Source organism: Paracoccus haematequi, assembly GCF_900631945.1.
Taxonomy (GTDB): Bacteria; Pseudomonadota; Alphaproteobacteria; order Rhodobacterales; family Rhodobacteraceae; genus Paracoccus; species Paracoccus haematequi_A.
The window spans coordinates 1-17,852 of sequence record NZ_UZWE01000015.1; the positions used below are offsets into that span (position 1 = coordinate 1).

15 protein-coding genes, 1 tRNA gene and 1 pseudogene are annotated in these 17,852 nt (G+C 67.3%); 10 read left to right on the forward strand and 7 right to left on the reverse strand.

Going from position 1 to position 17,852, the window contains the following annotated elements; all coding sequences use genetic code 11:
- From PARHAE_RS01090 to PARHAE_RS01105, 4 genes are all read right to left on the reverse strand, one after another.
- On the reverse strand, nucleotides 1–580 hold a 580-nt coding region (locus PARHAE_RS01090), incomplete at its 3' end, for a hypothetical protein (RefSeq protein WP_164555101.1).
- Nucleotides 581–660: 80 nt separating this feature from the next.
- On the reverse strand, nucleotides 661–1,803 hold the full coding sequence (locus tag PARHAE_RS01095; RefSeq protein ID WP_126152763.1) for an RsmB/NOP family class I SAM-dependent RNA methyltransferase: 1,143 nt from the start codon (nucleotides 1,801–1,803) through the stop codon (nucleotides 661–663).
- A complete protein-coding gene (locus tag PARHAE_RS01100; protein WP_126152764.1) occupies nucleotides 1,800–2,969 on the reverse strand; it encodes a nucleotide sugar dehydrogenase in 1,170 nt (389 codons plus the stop codon). The genes PARHAE_RS01095 and PARHAE_RS01100 overlap by 4 nt, the downstream gene beginning before the upstream one ends.
- A gap of 59 nt (nucleotides 2,970–3,028) precedes the next feature.
- Nucleotides 3,029–3,115, reverse strand: a tRNA-Leu gene (locus PARHAE_RS01105).
- A gap of 103 nt (nucleotides 3,116–3,218) precedes the next feature.
- Between PARHAE_RS01105 and lipB the strand changes: the two genes are divergently transcribed.
- The 5 genes from lipB (at nucleotide 3,219) to PARHAE_RS01130 (ending at nucleotide 7,291) form a co-directional block, all read left to right on the forward strand.
- On the forward strand, nucleotides 3,219–3,920 hold the full coding sequence (gene lipB, locus PARHAE_RS01110) for a lipoyl(octanoyl) transferase LipB (RefSeq protein WP_126152765.1): 702 nt from the start codon (nucleotides 3,219–3,221) through the stop codon (nucleotides 3,918–3,920).
- A 47-nt stretch (nucleotides 3,921–3,967) separates the two neighbouring features.
- Nucleotides 3,968–4,384 carry a c-type cytochrome gene (locus tag PARHAE_RS01115; RefSeq protein WP_126152766.1) on the forward strand — a complete coding sequence of 139 codons (417 nt, stop codon included), beginning with the start codon at nucleotides 3,968–3,970 and terminating at the stop codon, nucleotides 4,382–4,384.
- A 150-nt stretch (nucleotides 4,385–4,534) separates the two neighbouring features.
- On the forward strand, nucleotides 4,535–4,972 hold the full coding sequence (locus PARHAE_RS01120; RefSeq protein WP_126152767.1) for a universal stress protein: 438 nt from the start codon (nucleotides 4,535–4,537) through the stop codon (nucleotides 4,970–4,972).
- A gap of 138 nt (nucleotides 4,973–5,110) precedes the next feature.
- Nucleotides 5,111–6,787, forward strand: coding sequence for a cytochrome c oxidase subunit I (gene ctaD, locus PARHAE_RS01125; protein WP_126152768.1), 1,677 nt, complete (start codon nucleotides 5,111–5,113; stop codon nucleotides 6,785–6,787).
- A gap of 54 nt (nucleotides 6,788–6,841) precedes the next feature.
- Nucleotides 6,842–7,291 carry a DUF2244 domain-containing protein gene (locus tag PARHAE_RS01130; protein ID WP_338142911.1) on the forward strand — a complete coding sequence of 150 codons (450 nt, stop codon included), beginning with the start codon at nucleotides 6,842–6,844 and terminating at the stop codon, nucleotides 7,289–7,291.
- Here PARHAE_RS01130 and PARHAE_RS01135 read toward each other — a convergent pair whose 3' ends face one another.
- Nucleotides 7,292–7,483 carry a DUF3008 family protein gene (locus PARHAE_RS01135; protein ID WP_126152770.1) on the reverse strand — a complete coding sequence of 64 codons (192 nt, stop codon included), beginning with the start codon at nucleotides 7,481–7,483 and terminating at the stop codon, nucleotides 7,292–7,294.
- A 40-nt stretch (nucleotides 7,484–7,523) separates the two neighbouring features.
- Nucleotides 7,524–7,985: a GatB/YqeY domain-containing protein gene (locus PARHAE_RS01140; protein ID WP_126152771.1), complete on the reverse strand. Its 462-nt coding sequence runs from the start codon at nucleotides 7,983–7,985 to the stop codon at nucleotides 7,524–7,526.
- A gap of 127 nt (nucleotides 7,986–8,112) precedes the next feature.
- Here PARHAE_RS01140 and carA point away from each other — a divergent pair, with 127 nt between their 5' ends.
- Nucleotides 8,113–9,282 (forward strand): glutamine-hydrolyzing carbamoyl-phosphate synthase small subunit, encoded by a 1,170-nt coding sequence (gene carA, locus PARHAE_RS01145; RefSeq protein WP_126152772.1) that lies wholly within the window; start codon nucleotides 8,113–8,115, stop codon nucleotides 9,280–9,282.
- A gap of 54 nt (nucleotides 9,283–9,336) precedes the next feature.
- Nucleotides 9,337–11,385, forward strand: a pseudogene (locus tag PARHAE_RS01150) (glycosyltransferase).
- A 34-nt stretch (nucleotides 11,386–11,419) separates the two neighbouring features.
- Here the strand turns inward: PARHAE_RS01150 and PARHAE_RS01155 are convergent.
- Nucleotides 11,420–14,212 (reverse strand): [protein-PII] uridylyltransferase family protein, encoded by a 2,793-nt coding sequence (locus tag PARHAE_RS01155; protein WP_126152773.1) that lies wholly within the window; start codon nucleotides 14,210–14,212, stop codon nucleotides 11,420–11,422.
- A gap of 206 nt (nucleotides 14,213–14,418) precedes the next feature.
- On the opposite strand from PARHAE_RS01155, the gene PARHAE_RS01160 reads away from it, so the two are divergent.
- From PARHAE_RS01160 to ilvN, 3 genes are all read left to right on the forward strand, one after another.
- Nucleotides 14,419–15,258, forward strand: coding sequence for an arginyltransferase (locus PARHAE_RS01160; protein WP_126152774.1), 840 nt, complete (start codon nucleotides 14,419–14,421; stop codon nucleotides 15,256–15,258).
- Between the two features lie 142 nt (nucleotides 15,259–15,400).
- Nucleotides 15,401–17,155, forward strand: a complete 1,755-nt coding sequence (locus PARHAE_RS01165; RefSeq protein ID WP_164555102.1) for an acetolactate synthase 3 large subunit — start codon at nucleotides 15,401–15,403, stop codon at nucleotides 17,153–17,155.
- Between the two features lie 134 nt (nucleotides 17,156–17,289).
- The gene (gene ilvN / locus PARHAE_RS01170) at nucleotides 17,290–17,850 is read left to right on the forward strand and encodes an acetolactate synthase small subunit (protein ID WP_126152776.1); all 561 of its coding nucleotides are present in this window, start codon (nucleotides 17,290–17,292) and stop codon (nucleotides 17,848–17,850) included.
- The last annotated feature ends 2 nt before the right edge of the window (nucleotides 17,851–17,852 follow it).

Genomic DNA, 17,852 nt, shown 5'->3' on the forward strand with positions numbered 1-17,852 from the left:
CCCCCTGACCGCCGACGAGGCCGAGGCCGCCGACGATTTCGAGGCGATTCCCGTGGCCCTGCCGGTGATAGGACCAGACCTGCAAGGGCGCATCCTCGGCCCGGCTGAGCGTCAGCGTATCGCCCGAGCCAAGCGCCAGGTCCGCGCAGCCGACATAGCCCGCACGGCGCACCAGCCCGCTCAGATCGTCCAGGGCGTCCGCCCGCAACTGCGAGACCAGCCGCAGGATGTTCTGCCCGGCGATGTCGCCGAAGCCGGTCCGCGACGCCTCGTTCTGCAAGACCACCAGGCCGTCGGAATCGCAGATCCAGATCGGATCGGCGGCCGCCACGACCTCGTGCCGGATCGATGCCAGGGCACGCCGCGCCGCCAGCCGGTCCAGCACATAGCCCAGCGAGATCACGCCCCCCAGGATGTACCAGGCCACCGCGATGGTGCCGATCACAAGCGCCGCCAGCCCATAGCCGCTTTGCGGCAGCGCCAGCGCCGCCACGGCGGCGACCACAACCGGCAGCATCAGCAGCGGAAGCGCCACGGCCGCATTGCGAGAGACGGCGGATTGCGTTTCCCCGGATGTCATCCGTCTAGCCCCCTTCCAAGCCTTCAGGATCGTCGATACCGCCAAACCGCTTAACAAGCCGTTAATGGCGGTCCGCAGCTTCATCCGCGCGCCATCAGGGACAGGAAAAAGCCGTCGCTGGCCTCAAGCGGCGTCCAGGATTGCCGCGAAACCTGTCGAAAGCCTGGATTTTCAGCCAAGAACTGGTCGACCTGCGCGCCGTTTTCGCCGTCCAGGACCGAACAGGTCATATAGGCCAGATGCCCGCCCGGTCCGACAAGATCCGCCGCCCGGCGCAGGATCTGCGCCTGCACCGCCGCCAGGTCGCGCAAGCCCTGCGAGGTCAGGCGCCATTTCGAATCGGGCGTGCGCCGCCAGGTTCCCGAACCCGAACAGGGCACATCGGCGATGACCAGATCGAAGACGCCCCTCGGTGCGGCGGTGACCTGGACGCTGACACCCGCGCGTTCCGCCCGTTGCGGCAAGTCCCGCATCCGGGCGGGATCGGCATCATGGGCCACCAGGGTCAGCCCCGGCGCGCGGCCCGCGACGGCCAAAGTCTTGCCGCCGCCGCCGGCGCAGTAATCCAGCACCCGCATTCCGGCGACCAGGGGCAAGGCAGCGCAGGCCAGTTGCGGGGACAGATCCTGAAGCTCGACCAGACCGTCGCGATAGGCGCGGCCTTGCGACAGACGCCGTTCATGCGCCGTCACCCGCAGGGCGGTGGGCAGGCGCGCATCGGCTTCCGCGGCGATCCCGTCCTGGGCCAGCGCGTCGACGGCCGTGGCGGCATCCGCCTTGATGGGGTTGACCCGCAGCCAGACCGGCGCCCGCTGGCGCATCCGGTCGGCGACGGCACTGGCCCGATCTCCCAGGGACGCGTCCCACAGGGGCTGGATCCAGGCGGGGATGTCGGCGATGCCTTCCGCCGTGCCGGGCCGGTCGTCCGGTCCCAGGGGCGCGGGCGCATGGCCCTGGCCGGTGAAAAGCTCTGCCGGGTCGCGGCCCGCCGCGCGCAGCCCGCCGATCATCAGCCCCCTGCCCGACAGCGCCCCGCCAAGCGCCGCGTGGCTGTCGCGGCAGCGCAGGGCGTCGAAGACCAGATCCCGCACCGCCGCCCGGTCCCCGGATCCCGCGAACCGGCTGGACCGCGACCACCGCAGCAGCGCCTGTTCGGCGGGCAGGCCCGCAAGGACATGATCCAAAATCCCGATCGCGGCAGAGATGCGGGCGGCAGGCGTCATAGGTCGCGTTGCAGCAGGTCGCGGGTGAACAGCTTGTCGGCCACGTCGGCCAGGTCGTCGTGGCGGCGGTTGGCGATGATCAGGTCGGACCGGGCCTTGAACGCCGCCAGATCCCGTTCCACCGGCGAATGGAAGAAGTGATCCGCCGCCAGGGCCGGTTCGTAGACGACGCAGGCGATGCCCTTGGCCTTGATCCGCTTCATGATCCCCTGCACGGCGCTGTCGCGGAAATTGTCCGACCCTTCCTTCATCACCAGGCGATAGATCCCGACCGTCCGGGGATTGCGGGCGACGATCTGCTCGGCGATGAAGTCCTTGCGGGTGCGGTTGGATTCCACGATGGCCGCGATCAGGTTCTGCGGCACCGACGAATAGTTCGCCAGCAACTGCTTGGTGTCCTTGGGCAGACAATAGCCGCCATAGCCGAAGGACGGGTTGTTGTAGTAATCGCCCACCCGCGGATCCAGACCGACGCCCTCGATGATGGCGCGCGGATCCAGCCCGTTGGTCAGGGCATAGCTGTCCAGCTCGTTGAAATAGGCCACGCGCATCGCCAGGAAGGTGTTGGCGAACAGCTTGATCGCCTCGGCCTCGGTCGATTCGGTGAACAGGACGGGCACGTCCTGGTCCAGCGCGCCTTCCGCCAGAAGCGCCGCGAAGCGCCGCCCGGCCTCGCCCTTGTCGCCGACCACGATGCGGCTGGGATGCAGGTTGTCGTGCAGCGCCAGCCCCTCGCGCAGGAACTCGGGCGAGAAGATGATGCCGTCGAAGCCGGTTGCGGCACGCATCCGGCTAGTGAAGCCGACCGGAACCGTGGACTTGACGATGATCGGCGTGGCGGGGGCGTGCTGGCGGGCCAGGGCGATCACCGCCTCGACCGAGCTGGTGTCGAAGCTGTTCGTCCGGGGGTCATAGTTGGTGGGCGTCGCCACGATCACGAAATCCGCGCCGACCAGGGCCTGCCGGGCATCGGAGGTGGCCGTCAGGTCCAGATCGCGCTCTGCGAAGAAGCGGCTGATCTCGGCATCCTCGATGGGGGAGTTCCGGGCGTTGACGGCGTCCACGCGGGCCTTGTCGATGTCCAGGGCCACCACAGTGGAATGCTGCGCCAGCAGAACCGCATTCGACAAGCCGACATAGCCAAGGCCGACAATCGCTATCTTCATCGTATCCCTCATCCGCAACGGGCCGTCGCCCGGTTTCATCTGGATGTGTCAGGGAAAGATGGTGCGGTCGAGAAGACTCGAACTTCCACTCCGGTTAAGGAACAGCGACCTCAACGCTGCGCGTCTACCAATTCCGCCACGACCGCATCCGGGCAGTGCGGCGGGTGATAGCCGAGGCAAGGGGGATTGAAAAGGGGGATTCTACCGCCCCCGCTTGACGCCGCGCGCGCGCCGGGCCAGATCGGGGCCATGGTGGAATGGATCACGGCGCAGGGGCTGACTGGTTACGACGAGGCCGTGTCCTTCATGGAGGCGCGGGTCGCGGCGATCCATGCGGGCCAGGCGGACGAACTGGTCTGGCTGGTCGAACATCCGCCGCTCTACACCGCCGGAACCAGCGCGCGCGACGGCGACCTGCTGGAGGCGCGCTTTCCCGTCCATGTCGCGGGGCGGGGCGGGCAATACACCTATCACGGGCCGGGGCAGCGGATCGTCTATGTGATGCTGGACCTGAACCGCCGCGGCCGCGACGTCCGCGCCTTCGTGGCCCGGCTGGAGGCATGGGTAATCGCCGCCCTGGCGGAGTTCGGCGTGACCGGGGTGATCCGCGACGGGCGGGTCGGCGTCTGGGTGCCGCGCCCGGACAAGGCGCCCCTGCCAGACGGGACGATGCGCGACGACAAGATCGCGGCCATCGGCGTCAAGCTGCGCCGCTGGGTCAGCTTTCACGGCATCGCCATCAATGTCGAACCGGACCTGAGCCATTATTCCGGGATCGTGCCCTGCGGGATCAGCGGGCATGGCGTGACCAGCCTGGTCGACCTGGGCCTGCCGGTCGGCATGGGCGACCTCGATCTGGCGCTGCGCCACGGCTTCGATACGATCTTCGGCCAGGATGGCAGGACGGGGTGCGACCTTCTGACGGGTGGCGAATCCGCTTCGGCCCCTTAAGGTGTTCTGTTGGGACTTCCAAGATCTTTGGAATAGCGAGGAAAAGAATGAGATTTGCCATCATCGGCGCCCTGCTGGGCGCCGCCCTAGCGACACCCGCGCTTGCACAGGACGGGGATGCCGCCGCCGGAGAAAAGGAATTCCGCAAGTGCAAGGCCTGCCACATGATCCAGTCGCCCTCGGGCGAGGACATCGTGAAGGGCGGCAAGACGGGCCCGAACCTCTTTGGCGTGGTCGGACGGCCCGCAGGATCCGAGGAAGGCTTCAAGTATTCCGAGGCGCTGATTGCCCTGAAGGATGCGGGCGAGGTCTGGACGCCCGAGGATCTGGCCGCCTACATGACCGATCCCAACAAGTTCGTGCAGGAAAAGACCGGCGATTCGTCGGCCCGCACCAAGATGACCTTCAAGCTGAACAAGAACCAGGCCGACATCGCGGCCTTCCTGGCCACCGCCGGACAATAGCGCGGGCGGACGCGCCGCCGAACAGGCCGGTCCTCGGGGCCGGCCTGTTTGATTCAAGTCATGTTTCCCCTGCCCTTCTTGTGGCAGCGTCGGCGCCGCAACCAGGCCCGCGCGCCATCGGCGCGCCGCCGCCGCGAGAGGAGGAGCATCATGTTCAAGCATATCCTGATCCCGACCGACGGGTCCGAACTGGCCGGTCAGGCCGTCGACAAGGGCGTGGCCCTGGCCGCCAGCCTGGGCGCGGCCGTGACGATCGTCACCGTGACCGAACCGTTCCACATCCTCAGCACCGACGCGATGCAGGTCGAAAGCAGCCGATCCAGCTATGACGCGGATGCGGCCGCCTATGCAGACCGGGTTCTGAAGGCCGCCCGCGCCAAGGCCGAGGCGGCGGGCGTCAGGGTCCAGACGCATCACAAGTGGCACGACGACCCCTGGCAGGCGATCATCGACACTGCGCTGGAAGAGGGCTGCGACCTGATCGCCATGGCGTCCCACGGGCGGCGCGGCGTGGCGGCGGTCGTGATGGGCAGCCAGGCCACCCGGATCCTGACGCATTCCAAGATCCCGGTGCTGGTCTATCGCTGACCGCCCGCCGCATCTGCCACCAAAAGCTGTCGCCCCGGCGGCCTTAGGGCATTGCCGGGTCGGCACGGCTGGTCTAGAACAACCCCAGGGAATTGCCGGTCTGCCGGACCGGATCACTATATCTGAGGGAGTTCGGGTATGGCAGACGCAGCCGTTCATGGCCACGACGACCATCACGACCAACGCGGGTTCTTCACCCGCTGGTTCATGTCCACCAATCACAAGGACATCGGTATCCTTTACCTGTTCACCGCAGGGATCGTCGGGCTGATCGCAGTCTCGTTCACGGTCTACATGCGGATGGAACTGCAACATCCGGGCGTCCAGTACATGTGCCTGGAGGGGGCGCGCTTCATCGCCGACGCCTCGGCCGAATGCACGCCCAACGGCCATCTGTGGAACGTGATGATCACCTATCACGGCGTCCTGATGATGTTCTTCGTGGTGATTCCGGCGCTGTTCGGCGGTTTCGGCAACTATTTCATGCCGCTGCATATCGGCGCCCCGGACATGAGCTTTCCGCGCCTGAACAACCTGTCCTACTGGATGTATGTGGCGGGCGTGGCGCTTGGCGTGGCCTCGCTGCTGGCGCCGGGCGGGTCGGACCAGATGGGTTCGGGCGTCGGCTGGGTGCTGTATCCGCCGCTGTCCACGACCGAGGCGGGCTATTCGATGGACCTGGCGATCTTCGCCGTCCACGTCTCGGGCGCGTCCTCGATCCTGGGGTCGATCAACATCATCACCACCTTCCTGAACATGCGCGCCCCCGGCATGACGCTGTTCAAGGTGCCGCTGTTCGCCTGGTCGGTCTTCATCACCGCCTGGCTGATCCTGCTGGCCCTGCCGGTGCTGGCCGGCGCCATCACCATGCTGCTGATGGACCGCAACTTCGGCACCAACTTCTTCAACCCGGCCGGCGGCGGCGACCCGATCCTGTACCAGCATATCCTGTGGTTCTTCGGCCACCCGGAAGTGTACATCATCATCCTGCCCGGCTTCGGCATCATCAGCCACGTCATCGCCACTTTCGCCAAGAAGCCGATCTTCGGCTATCTGCCGATGGTGCTGGCGATGGCCGCGATCGGGGTGCTGGGCTTCGTCGTCTGGGCGCACCACATGTACACCGTCGGCATGTCGCTGACCCAGCAAAGCTATTTCATGCTGGCCACCATGACCATCGCCGTGCCCACGGGCATCAAGGTGTTCTCGTGGATCGCGACGATGTGGGGCGGGTCCATCGAGTTCAAGACGCCGATGCTGTGGGCCTTCGGGTTCCTGTTCCTGTTCACCGTGGGCGGCGTCACCGGCGTGGTGCTGTCGCAGGCGCCGCTGGACCGCGTGTATCACGACACCTATTACGTCGTTGCGCATTTCCACTATGTGATGTCGCTGGGCGCGGTCTTCGCGCTGTTCGCGGGCGTCTATTACTGGATCGGCAAGATGTCGGGTCGCCAGTATCCCGAATGGGCGGGCAAGCTGCATTTCTGGATGATGTTCATCGGCGCGAACCTGACTTTCTTCCCCCAGCACTTCCTGGGCCGCCAGGGGATGCCCCGCCGCTATATCGACTATCCGGTGGAATTCGCCTACTGGAACTATATCAGCTCGCTGGGCGCCTATCTGTCCTTCGCCTCGTTCCTGTTCTTCATCGGCATCGTGTTCTATACGCTCCGCGCGGGCGAACGCGTGACCCAGAACAACTACTGGAACGAACATGCCGACACGCTGGAATGGACCCTGTCCTCGCCCCCGCCCGAACACACGTTCGAGCAGCTTCCCAAGCGCGAGGACTGGGACCACAGCCACGCGCATTGATGCCCACCGATGCCTTATGAATGGCAGGATACGGCCCCGGATCGCTCCGGGGCCTTGTCATATCGGCTGAGGCTGTGGCCTTATCGGTCGCTGCCGCGCACGGGGTTCGTCTGGTTCATCGGCTTGACGGCCGCCTTCATGGCGCTGCCTGTGGTGGCGATGCTGGGCACCGCCGTGCTGTGGGGGCTGCTGCCCTTCGTGCTGCTGGTGATCGGCGGCGTCTGGTATGCGATCCAGCGCAGCTATGCCCAGGCCGACATGGCCGAGGAGCTGGTTTTGGACCGAAAATCCGTCCGCGTGTCGCGCCGCGATCCCGGCGGCGCGCTGCGGGAATGGACGACCAACAGCTATTGGCTGCGGCCTGCCCTGCGCAAGGGGCCGGTCGAATCCTACCTGACTCTGACCGACGGCCAGAGAGAGATCGAACTGGGCGCCTTCCTCACGCCCGAGGAACGCCGCAGCCTTTACGACGACCTGACACGGCGGCTGGCCAGCCTGCGCTGATCAGTCCTTTTTCGTCACATGCTCGGGCTTGCCCTTGCGCTTGGTCTCGGCGAAATCCTCAAGCTGGCTTTCGGACATGCTGTCATACATGTCCTTGGACGCGCCTTTCAGATCCTTGACCTTGGTGTCGCCGCGCTTGGCGGACAGGGCGGCGCCTGCGGCTTTCTGCTGGGCTTTCGATTTGGCGGGCATGGCTGTTACCTCCTGCCCGCCGGAACGCATGGCGGCCGCTTCAGTTCAGCAGCCGCGCCTTGACCATCGGCCCGACGGCGCCGAAATCCATCTGCCCGGCGTGGCGGTCGCGCAGTTCCGCCATCACGCGCCCCATGTCGCGGATGCCCGTCGCGCCAAGCGCGGCGATGGCGGCATCGATGGCGGCGGCGGTTTCGGCCTCGGTCAGTTGCCGGGGCAGGAATTCCTGGATGACGCCGATCTCGGATTCTTCCTTCTGGGCCAGTTCCAGCCGCCCCCCTTCTTCGTAGGCCTTGGCCGATTCCTGGCGCTGCTTGACCATTTTCGACAGGATCGCGATCAGGTCGGCATCGTTCAACGTGCCGTCGCCATCGCCCGTGCGGGCGGCGATTTCGCGGTCCTTGATGGCGGCGCCGATCAGGCGCAGCGTGGACAGGCGCGCGCTGTCCTTGGCCTTCATGGCGTCCTTGGTGGCGGCTTGCAGCCTGGCTCGCAGGTCCATCGGTATCTCCTGGTCGCGAAAGCCTGCGATCTAGGCCAGCGGGCGCGGCAAATCAAGGCGGGCTGTGTTCTTGACCTTGCCCGCCCGTCCCCCTATTCACCGCCTGATTCAGACAAAGGGTGCCGCCATGGCCAACAAACCGACCGCCTGCCTTGCGCTTGCCGACGGGACAGTCTTCTACGGCCAGGGCTTCGGCGCCCCCGGAGAGGTCGTGGCCGAGCTGGTCTTCAACACCGCGATGACCGGCTATCAAGAGATCATGACCGATCCCAGCTATGCCAGCCAGATCGTCACCTTCACTTTCCCCCATATCGGCAACACCGGCATCACCCCCGAGGACGACGAGGCCCCCGATCCCGTCGCCAGCGGCATCGTGGTCCGCTGGGATCCGACCGATCCGTCGAACTGGCGCGCGGCGGGCGACCTGCCCGGCTGGATGGCCCGGCGCGGCCGCATCGGCATCGGCGGGGTCGACACCCGCCGCCTGACCCGCGCAATCCGCCAGCAGGGCGCGCCGCATGTGGTGCTGGCCCATGACCCGGACGGCAATTTCGACATCGCGGCGATGATCGCCCGCGCCCGCGCCTGGACCGGCATCGTCGGCCTGGATCTGGCCAAGAATGTCACGTGCCGCCAAAGCTATCGCTGGGACCAGGGGGCCTGGGAATGGTCCAAGGGCTTCGGCACGGCGTCCGAGGACAAGCCCTTCAAGGTCGTGGCCCTGGATTATGGCGCGAAACGCAACATCCTGCGGTCGCTAGTGGCTTACGGTGCCGATGTGACCGTCCTGCCCGCCACCGCCACGGCTGATGAGGTGCTGGCCCACGACCCCGAGGGCGTGTTCCTGTCGAACGGCCCCGGCGACCCCGAGGCGACGGGTGCCTATGCCGTGCCGATGATCCAGAGCCTGCTGGACCGCGACCTGCCGATCTTCGGCATCTGCCTGGGCCACCAGATGCTGGCCCTGGCGCTTGGCGCAAGGACGGTGAAGATGGGCCACGGCCATCACGGCGCCAACCATCCCGTGCGCGACACCGAAACCGGCAAGGTCGAGATCACCTCGATGAACCACGGCTTCGCGGTGGACAGCCAGACCCTGCCCGCGGGCGTGATCGAAACCCATGTCAGCCTGTTCGACGGCAGCAATTGCGGCATCCGGGTCCAGGACAAGCCGGTGTTCTCGGTGCAGTACCACCCCGAGGCCGCGCCGGGGCCGCAGGACAGCCTGTATCTGTTCCAGCGTTTCGCCGATGCCATGCGCGGCCGCAGGACAAGCGTCCAGGGGGCGGGGGCTTAACGTCTTCTTAACCGCTTTCATGGCACCCATGGGCGATCCAACAGGGAATCGCCCATGGTCAGTTCTCAACCAGTTGCCTTTGTTCCCGACGATGCAGTCCCCGCGCCGACCATGGCGCCGCGCCACCACGCGCCCCTGGGGCAGTTGCTGCTGGAAGACGGCGCCGTCGATCCCGGAAACCTGCTGAAGGCCACCGTGATGCGCGGGCGGCAAAGCAGCCGCCTGGGCCAGATCCTTCTGTCGCAAGGCTGGGTCACGCCCGAGGCGCTGCTGCGCGCGCTGTGCCGCCAGTGGCGGACCTCGGCGCTCGATCCCGCGCGGACGCCGGGCGATCCGCGCCTGATCGACGCCTTGGGCGCGGAATTCTGCCTGGCCAACGCCGTCCTGCCCTGGCGCCGCATCGGCGGCGTCACCTGGATCGCCACTGCCCGGCCCGAGCTTTTCGCCGACCTGATCCCCGGCCTGCCCGACGGCTTCGGCCAGGTGCGGATGCTGCTGTGCTCCGAGGACCAGGTGCAGGCGGCTGTCCTGGCCTCGCGCCGCATCGCCATGATCCGCAAGGCGGAAATGCGCGTGCCCGCCGCCGAATCCTGCCGGTCCCGGAACGAGGCGCGGACCGGCCGCATCGCCTTGGGCGCCATGGCGGCCCTGGCGCTTGGGCTGTGGCTGGTGCCGGTGGCGGTGCTGTCGGCGCTGACCCTGTGGGCCACGTTGTCGCTGGTCGCGCAAAGCGGTCTGAAGCTGGCGGCCCTGATCGCCACTTGCCGCATCCAGGCCGAGGAGCGTGCCCAGGCCGAAGACCTGGCCCAGGGCCGCGCCGCGCGGGCGGAAATGACCGGGCCGCTGCCCGTGATCTCGGTCATGGTGCCGCTGTTTCGCGAAAGCGATGTCGCGGGCAAGCTGGTGGCGCGGCTGTCGCGCCTGGATTATCCGCGAGAGCTGATGGACATCCTGCTGGTGATCGAAGCCAGCGACCAGGTGACGCGCAACGCCCTGCAAGGCGCCCGCCTGCCCGGCTGGATCCGCGTGGTCGAGGTGCCGAACGGCCCCGTCCAGACCAAGCCCCGCGCGCTGAACTATGCCTTGAACTTCTGCCGGGGCGCGATCATCGGCGTCTGGGATGCCGAGGACCGGCCCGATCCCGACCAGTTGCACACCGTTGCGCGCCGCTTCCACTTTGCCGCCGCCGACGTGGCCTGCCTGCAAGGCGCGCTGGATTACTATAACCCGCGCACCAACTGGCTGGCGCGCTGCTTCACCATCGAATACGCGGCCTGGTTCCGGGTGATCCTGCCCGGCGTCGCCCGGCTGGGCCTGGTCGTGCCCCTGGGCGGCACCACGCTGTTCTTCCGCCGCGACGCGCTGGAACAGGTCGGCGCCTAGGACGCCTGGAACGTGACCGAGGATGCCGATCTGGGCGTGCGCCTGGCCCGGCGCGGCTGGCGGACCGAGATCATCGACACCACCACGGATGAAGAGGCGAATTGCCGCGCCCTGCCCTGGATCAAGCAGCGGTCCCGCTGGTTGAAAGGCTACGCGATGACTTGGGGCGTCCATATGCGCAGCCCCCGCCTGCTGTGGCGCGAACTTGGCGCGTGGCGCTTCATCGGCTTCCAGATCCAGTTCCTGGGCAGCCTGTCGCAATACCTGCTGGCCCCGGTCCTGTGGAGCTTCTGGCTGCTGAGCCTGGGCCTGCCGCATCCGCTGCGCGAACCGCTGGCGGGCGTCTGGGGCGGCTATGCGATCCCGGCGCTGTTCGGGACGTTCGTCGCGTCGGAACTGCTGTCCATCGGTGTCGGCATGTGGGCGGTGCGGGCGGATAAGCATCGCCACCTGATGGCTTGGGTGCCCAGCCTGCACCTGTATTTCCCGCTGGGCTGCCTGGCCGGGTGGAAGGCCATCTACGAGGTCGTGGTCAAGCCCTTCTACTGGGACAAGACCGCGCATGGCATCTATGACGCCGCCGATACGGGGGTGCCCGAGGGGACTGTCTCGATCCCCCTGCTGGGACAGATCGGCGACCCGGCCCCCACTGCCCGGCCCGCCGCGCCGATCGTGGATATCGCCGCGCCGCCTGCCGTGCCGATCCGCAAAACCGCCTGACCCCTGGCGGCCTGCCCCGGCAGGCCGCCGCTTGTCAGCCCGCCTCGACCGGCAGGGCCGCGTCGATCAGGGACGCGGCCTCGGTGCAGCGGTCGCGCAGCCGCCGGGCCAGGTCGTCCACGCCGGTCGCGCCGCTTTCCCGCAGCAGGAATTCCTGCCCGCCAAGCCCGATCTCCTCCATGTCCAGCGGCTTCGCGGTCAGCAGCCGCCCCGAGGCGTGAAGCCGCCACAGAAACCGCCAGATCGACCCCAGCCGGTCCGCGTCCGCCGCAGCGATCAGCCCGGCCCGCCGCCCCGCTCGCAGTTGCGCCAGCGTCCCCCGCGCCGGATCGCCCGCACGCAACGCCAGCGATTGCGCCAGCAGGTCGATGTCCTGCAACCGCCCCGGCCCCACCTTGGCCTCCCACGCGCCATCCAGCGGACGGGCGGCGAAGATCCGTTCGCGCATGTCCGCCAGATCGGGCATCACGCGCGGGTCGCGGCCGCGGCTGCGCAAAACCTCCAGCCGCAGCGCCTCGACATCATGGGCCAGCCCCTCGGCCCCGTCGCCCGCCCAGGCCGCGACACGGGCGCGGGTCAGGGCCAGATGCTCCCAGGTCCAGGCCTCGGTCATCTGATAGCTCTCGAAGCTCTGGATGGCGGTCGCGACCGGGCCTTGCCGCCCCGACGGGCGCAGCCGCATGTCGACCTCGTAGAGCCGCCCCTCGGCCGTGGGGGCCGACACGGCGGTGATCATCGCCTGGGTCAGCCGCGCGTAATAGGGGCGCGCCGCCAGCGGGCGCGGCCCGTCCGAGGATTCGGCCCCTGCCGCGTCATAGATCACGATCAGATCCAGGTCGGATCCCGCGTTCAGGGTGCGCGCGCCCAGCGAGCCCATGCCCAGCACCACCGCCCCGCGTCCCGGCGGCGCGCCGTGCTTGCGGGCGAAATCGGCGGCGGTGACGGGAAACAGCGCACCCAGGCAGGCATCGGCGATATCGGCATACTGGACGGCGGCCTCGTCCGCGTCGATCAGCCCACGCAGGTGATGGACGCCGACGCGGAAATGCCATTCATGCGCCCAGCGGCGGGCATTGTCCAAGGCGGCCTCGTATCCGCCGCCCGGCCCGGTCAGCGCCGATTGCAGCAGCCGGTCGGCATCGGCGCGCAGCCCCTGGGCGCCCGGCCAGGGCGAAAAGAAGCTGCCCCCCAGCACCGCGTCCAGCACCGCCGAATGCCGCGCCAGATAGGCGGCAAGGCCCGGCGCGCTGCCGCAGATGTCGACCAGCAGGTCGACCAGTTGGGGATTGGCCTCGAACAGGGAAAAGATCTGCACGCCCGCAGGCAGCGCCGACAGGAAGGCGTCGAAGCGCGACAGCGCCTCGTTCGGGTGGCCGGTGCGGGCCATGCGCGACAGCAGTTCCGGTTCGACACGGCGGAAGATCTGCTGCGCGCGGGCGGACCGCAGCGCGGGATAGGTCTGCCAGCGGTCGATGATCGCCTGCGATTCAGCCGAGATCGCGGGCCGCGCCGCCGTCTCTGCGGGCGCGAAGAAGCTTTCGGTCAGGTCGTGGACATCGTCCAGCCGCGCGCGCAGCCGGGCAGACCAGGCATCCGCGTCGGCATCGCCCATCATCGCCGCGATCAGCGCCACCCCGGCCGGATCGCGCGGCAGGCAATGGGTCTGGGCGTCGTTGACCATCTGGATGCGGTGTTCGATGTCGCGATGCTCGCGATAGTGATCGGTCAGCTGCCGCGCCACTTCCGCCGGGATCCACCCCTTGTCCGCAAGGGCCGTCAGCCCGCCCACGGTGTCGCGTTGGCGCAAGCCGCGGTCGCGGCCGCCCGCGATCAACTGGCGGGTCTGGGTGAAGAACTCGATCTCGCGGATGCCGCCGCGCCCCAGTTTCATGTTGTGGCCGGGAATCTCCAGCCGCCCGCCCAGGCCCTTGTGGTCGCGGATCCGCAGCCGCATGTCGTGGGCGTCCTGGATCGCGGCGAAGTCCAGGTGCTTGCGCCAGACAAAGGGCCGCAATTCGCACAGGAAGCGTTCCCCGGCGGCGATGTCGCCCGCAGCCGCCCGCGCCTTGATGAAGGCGGCGCGTTCCCAGGTGCGTCCCTCGGCCTCGTAATAGGCCAGGGCGGCGGCGGTCGAGATGCAGACCGGAGTCACCGCCGCGTCGGGCCGCAACCGCAGGTCGGTGCGGAAGACATAGCCGTGCTCGGTCACGTCCGACAGCATCGTGGCCATCTTGCGCGTGGCCCGGATCAGCGCCGCCCGCGCCTCTTGCTGGTCGGCCTCGGCATAGGCGGCCTCATTGAACAGCACGATCAGGTCGATGTCGGAACTGTAGTTCAGCTCGCGCGCGCCGCCCTTGCCCATCGCCAGGGCGAAGATGCCGCCCGCATCGGCTGCGGTTTCAGGCAGCTTGCCCCGGCGGCGTTCCTGGGCCACCTGGACCCGCAGCGCCAGGTCGACGGCCCGGTCCGCCAGATCGGACAGCGTGCCCGTCACCTGTTCCAGCGGCCAGACGCCGCCCAGGTCGGCCAGGGCGGTCAACAGCGCGACGCGGCGCTTGGCCCGGCGCAGGGCCACCGCCAGATCATCGGCGGACAGATCCTCGAACCCCGCCGTCTCTCGCGCGACCACGTCGTCATGGTTCAGCGCGCCGGGCAGCCAGTCGGCCTCTTTCGCCAGCAGCCCGGCCAGATAGGGGCTGCATCCGGCGGCACCGCCGATCAGGTCCGACAGGGCCGGATCCTGGGACGGGAACAGGGCAAGCACATGCCGCGCCCGGTCGGGGTCGGCGGCGATGGGGCGGCGGGTGATGCGGGCTGCGAAATCCATGCGCGGCAGACTAGCCCAAGGCCCTTCGCCGTCAACGCCCAGTTCGGCGCCCTGTTCGGCGGGCCGCTCAAGCTTTAACCCTTTCCCCGCTTGGCGGGTGGTGCAATCATTGTTAGGCTTTCGCGCAGTCGACAGGTTGGAAACACGGATCCTTTTTGGCGCATGATCAGTTCTGGAACGACAATCCGCCGTAAGGGCCTGCGCTGATGCGTCATACCCTGCCCCATGCGCCGCAATTCTATGTGACGGCTCCGCAGCCCTGCCCCTATCTGCATGGCCGCGCCGAACGCAAGCTGTTCACCGCGCTGCATGGCGACAACGCGGCCGAGCTGAACAACGCCTTGTCGCGCCAGGGTTTCCGGCGGTCGCAGAACGTGCTGTACCGGCCCAGTTGCGAAAGCTGCGTGGCCTGCATGTCGGCGCGGATTCGGGTCGCGGATTTCCAGCCCTCTCGCACGCAGCGGCGGCTGATGCGGCGCAATGCCGGGCTGAAGCGGCTGGCGACAAGCGCCTGGGCGACCGAAGAACAGTTCGACCTGTTCCGCCGCTATCTGGACAGCCGCCATGCCGATGGCGGAATGGCCGACATGGACATCTTCGAATTCGCCGCCATGATCGAGGAGACGCCGGTCAAGACCCGCGTGATCGAATACCGATGCGGCGGGGACGATCCCGAACGGCTGGCGCCCGGCGACGACTTCCTGGCCGCCGTCTGCCTGACCGACGTGCTGGATGACGGGCTGAGCCTCGTCTACAGCTTCTACCATCCGATCCTGCAACCGGCCAGCCTGGGCACCTATCTGATCCTTGATCATATCGAGATCGCGCGGGCCGCCAAGCTGCCCTATATCTATCTGGGCTATTGGGTGCCGGGCAGCCGCAAGATGGACTACAAGGCGCGCTTTTCCGCGTTGGAGATCTACAAGGGCGGGGTCTGGCAGAATATCGGCGACCCCCAGGATCATTCGAACGAAGCCCATCCCCTGTCCGTGGATCCGATCGTCGAACAGGTCGCGCGCATCGCCCTGCCGCAGTTCGATCGCTGATCCGCGAAAGAAAATTACAATTTTTGCGCGATACGCGTCATTTTATCCGCGCGACCCCATTGACCCCGTCCGGCCGCCTCCATAGTTTGCGCCGACTCGCGGACGGTTTGCGCCGCCGGGTCTTGATGTGATGGAGGAAGGCATGTCCCGAATGATGACGGGTGCAAGAATGGTTGTCGAAGCCTTGCGCGATCAGGGCGTCGATACGGTATTCGGCTATCCGGGCGGGGCGGTACTACCCATCTATGACGAGATTTTCCAGCAGAACGACATCACCCATGTCCTGGTGCGCCATGAACAGGGCGCGGTCCACATGGCCGAAGGCTATGCCCGGTCCACGGGCAAGCCGGGGGTCGTGCTGGTCACCTCCGGGCCGGGGGCCACGAATGCCGTCACCGGCCTGACCGACGCGCTGCTGGATTCGATCCCGCTGGTCGTGCTGTCGGGCCAGGTTCCGACCTTCATGATCGGCACCGACGGCTTCCAAGAGGCCGATACGGTCGGCATCACCCGCCCCTGCACCAAGCACAACTGGCTGGTCAAGGACACCGACAAGCTATCCGAGACGATCCACAAGGCCTTCCAGGTCGCCACCTCGGGGCGGCCGGGTCCGGTGCTGGTCGACATTCCGAAGGACGTGCAGTTCGCCAGCGGCGCCTATGTCGGGCCGAAACAGGTCGAGCCCGCCCGCTATCAGCCGGTCCGCAAGGGCGACATCCAGGCCATCACGCGGCTGGTCGAGCTGATGGAGGGGGCCGAACGCCCGATCCTCTATACCGGCGGCGGGGTCATCAACTCGGGTCCGGGCGCCAGCCAGCTTTTGCGCGAACTGGCCGAGGCGACCGGCTTTCCCGTCACCTCGACCCTGATGGGGCTGGGCGCCTATCCGGCCTCGGGGAAGAACTGGCTGGGGATGCTGGGGATGCACGGCCTCTACGAGGCGAACCTGGCGATGCACGGCTGCGACCTGATGATCAACATCGGCGCGCGCTTCGACGACCGCATCACCGGGCGCGTGGCCGATTTCAGCCCGCATTCGGTCAAGGCGCATATCGACATCGACCCGTCCAGCATCAACAAGGTGATCCGGGTCGACATCCCCATCGTCGGCGATGTGGGGCACGTCCTGGAGGATCTGCTGAAGGTCTGGAAATCGCGCGGCCGCAAGGTCAACAGCCCGGCCCTGCGCCAGTGGTGGGCGCAGATCGAGGGCTGGAAGGCCAAGAAATGCCTTGCCTATCGCAACAGCGATTCGCTGATCAAGCCGCAATACGCCCTGGAGCGGCTGGAGGCGCTGACCAAAGGCCGCGACCGCTATGTCACGACCGAGGTCGGCCAGCACCAGATGTGGGCGGCGCAATACCTGCATTTCGACCAGCCGAATCGCTGGATGACCTCGGGCGGGCTGGGGACCATGGGCTATGGGCTGCCTGCCAGCATCGGCGTGCAGATGGCCCATCCCGAGGCCCTGGTGATCAACGTCGCGGGCGATGCCAGCTGGCTGATGAACATGCAGGAAATGGGCACTGCGGTGCAGTTCCGCCTGCCGGTCAAGCAGTTCATCCTGAACAACGAACGGCTGGGCATGGTGCGGCAATGGCAGCAGCTGCTGCATGGCGAACGCTACAGCCAGTCCTGGTCGGACAGCCTGCCCGATTTCGTCAAGTTGGCCGAGGCATTCGGCTGCAAGGGCGCGGTGGTCAAGGATCCCGCGGATCTGGACGCGGCGATCCAGCAGATGCTGGATTACGACGGCCCGTTCATCCTGGATGTCCTGGTCGAGAAGCACGAGAACTGCTTCCCGATGATCCCCTCGGGCAAGCCGCATAACGAGATGCTGCTGGGCGAGGCCGCGACGCTGGGCGTGATCGAATCGGAAGGCGCGGTGCTGGTCTGAGACTGTCGCGTGGGGGCTTTGCCCCTGCCTGCCGACTGGGCGGCAGGCGTTCGTCGCTGAAAAAGGTCCAGTGGACCTTTTTCCGGGCGCTTCTCACCCCCAGGATATTTCTGCACGGAAGATGAGGCAGACCAATGAATGCTTTGAACATCCAGAAGGGCGCGTCCAGCCATTCGGCCTATGATCTGCGCGATCCGAATTCCCAGGTCGAGGAAAGCCACACCCTGGCCGTGCTGGTCGAGAACGAGCCGGGCGTGCTGGCCCGCGTGATCGGGCTGTTTTCCGGGCGCGGCTACAATATCGACAGCCTGACGGTGGCCGAGGTGGATCATACCGGCCACCGATCCCGCATCACCTTGGTGACGCGCGGAACCCCCGCCGTGATCGCCCAGGTCAAGGCGCAGCTGGGCCGCATCGTCCCCGTCCACGAGGTCCACGACCTGACCGTGGAAGGCCCCGCTGTCGAACGGGAACTGGGGCTGTTCAAGGTGCGCGGCCAGGGCGAAAAGCGGGTCGAAGCGCTGCGGATCGCGGAAATCTTCCGCGCCAACGTGGTTGATTCGACGTTGGAGAGCTTTGTCTTCGAACTGGTGGGGACGCCGTCCAAGCTGGATGCCTTTGCCGACCTGATGCGGCCGTTGGGCCTGTCCGATCTGGCCCGGACCGGCGTCGCGGCCCTGTCGCGCGGCGTCTGAAC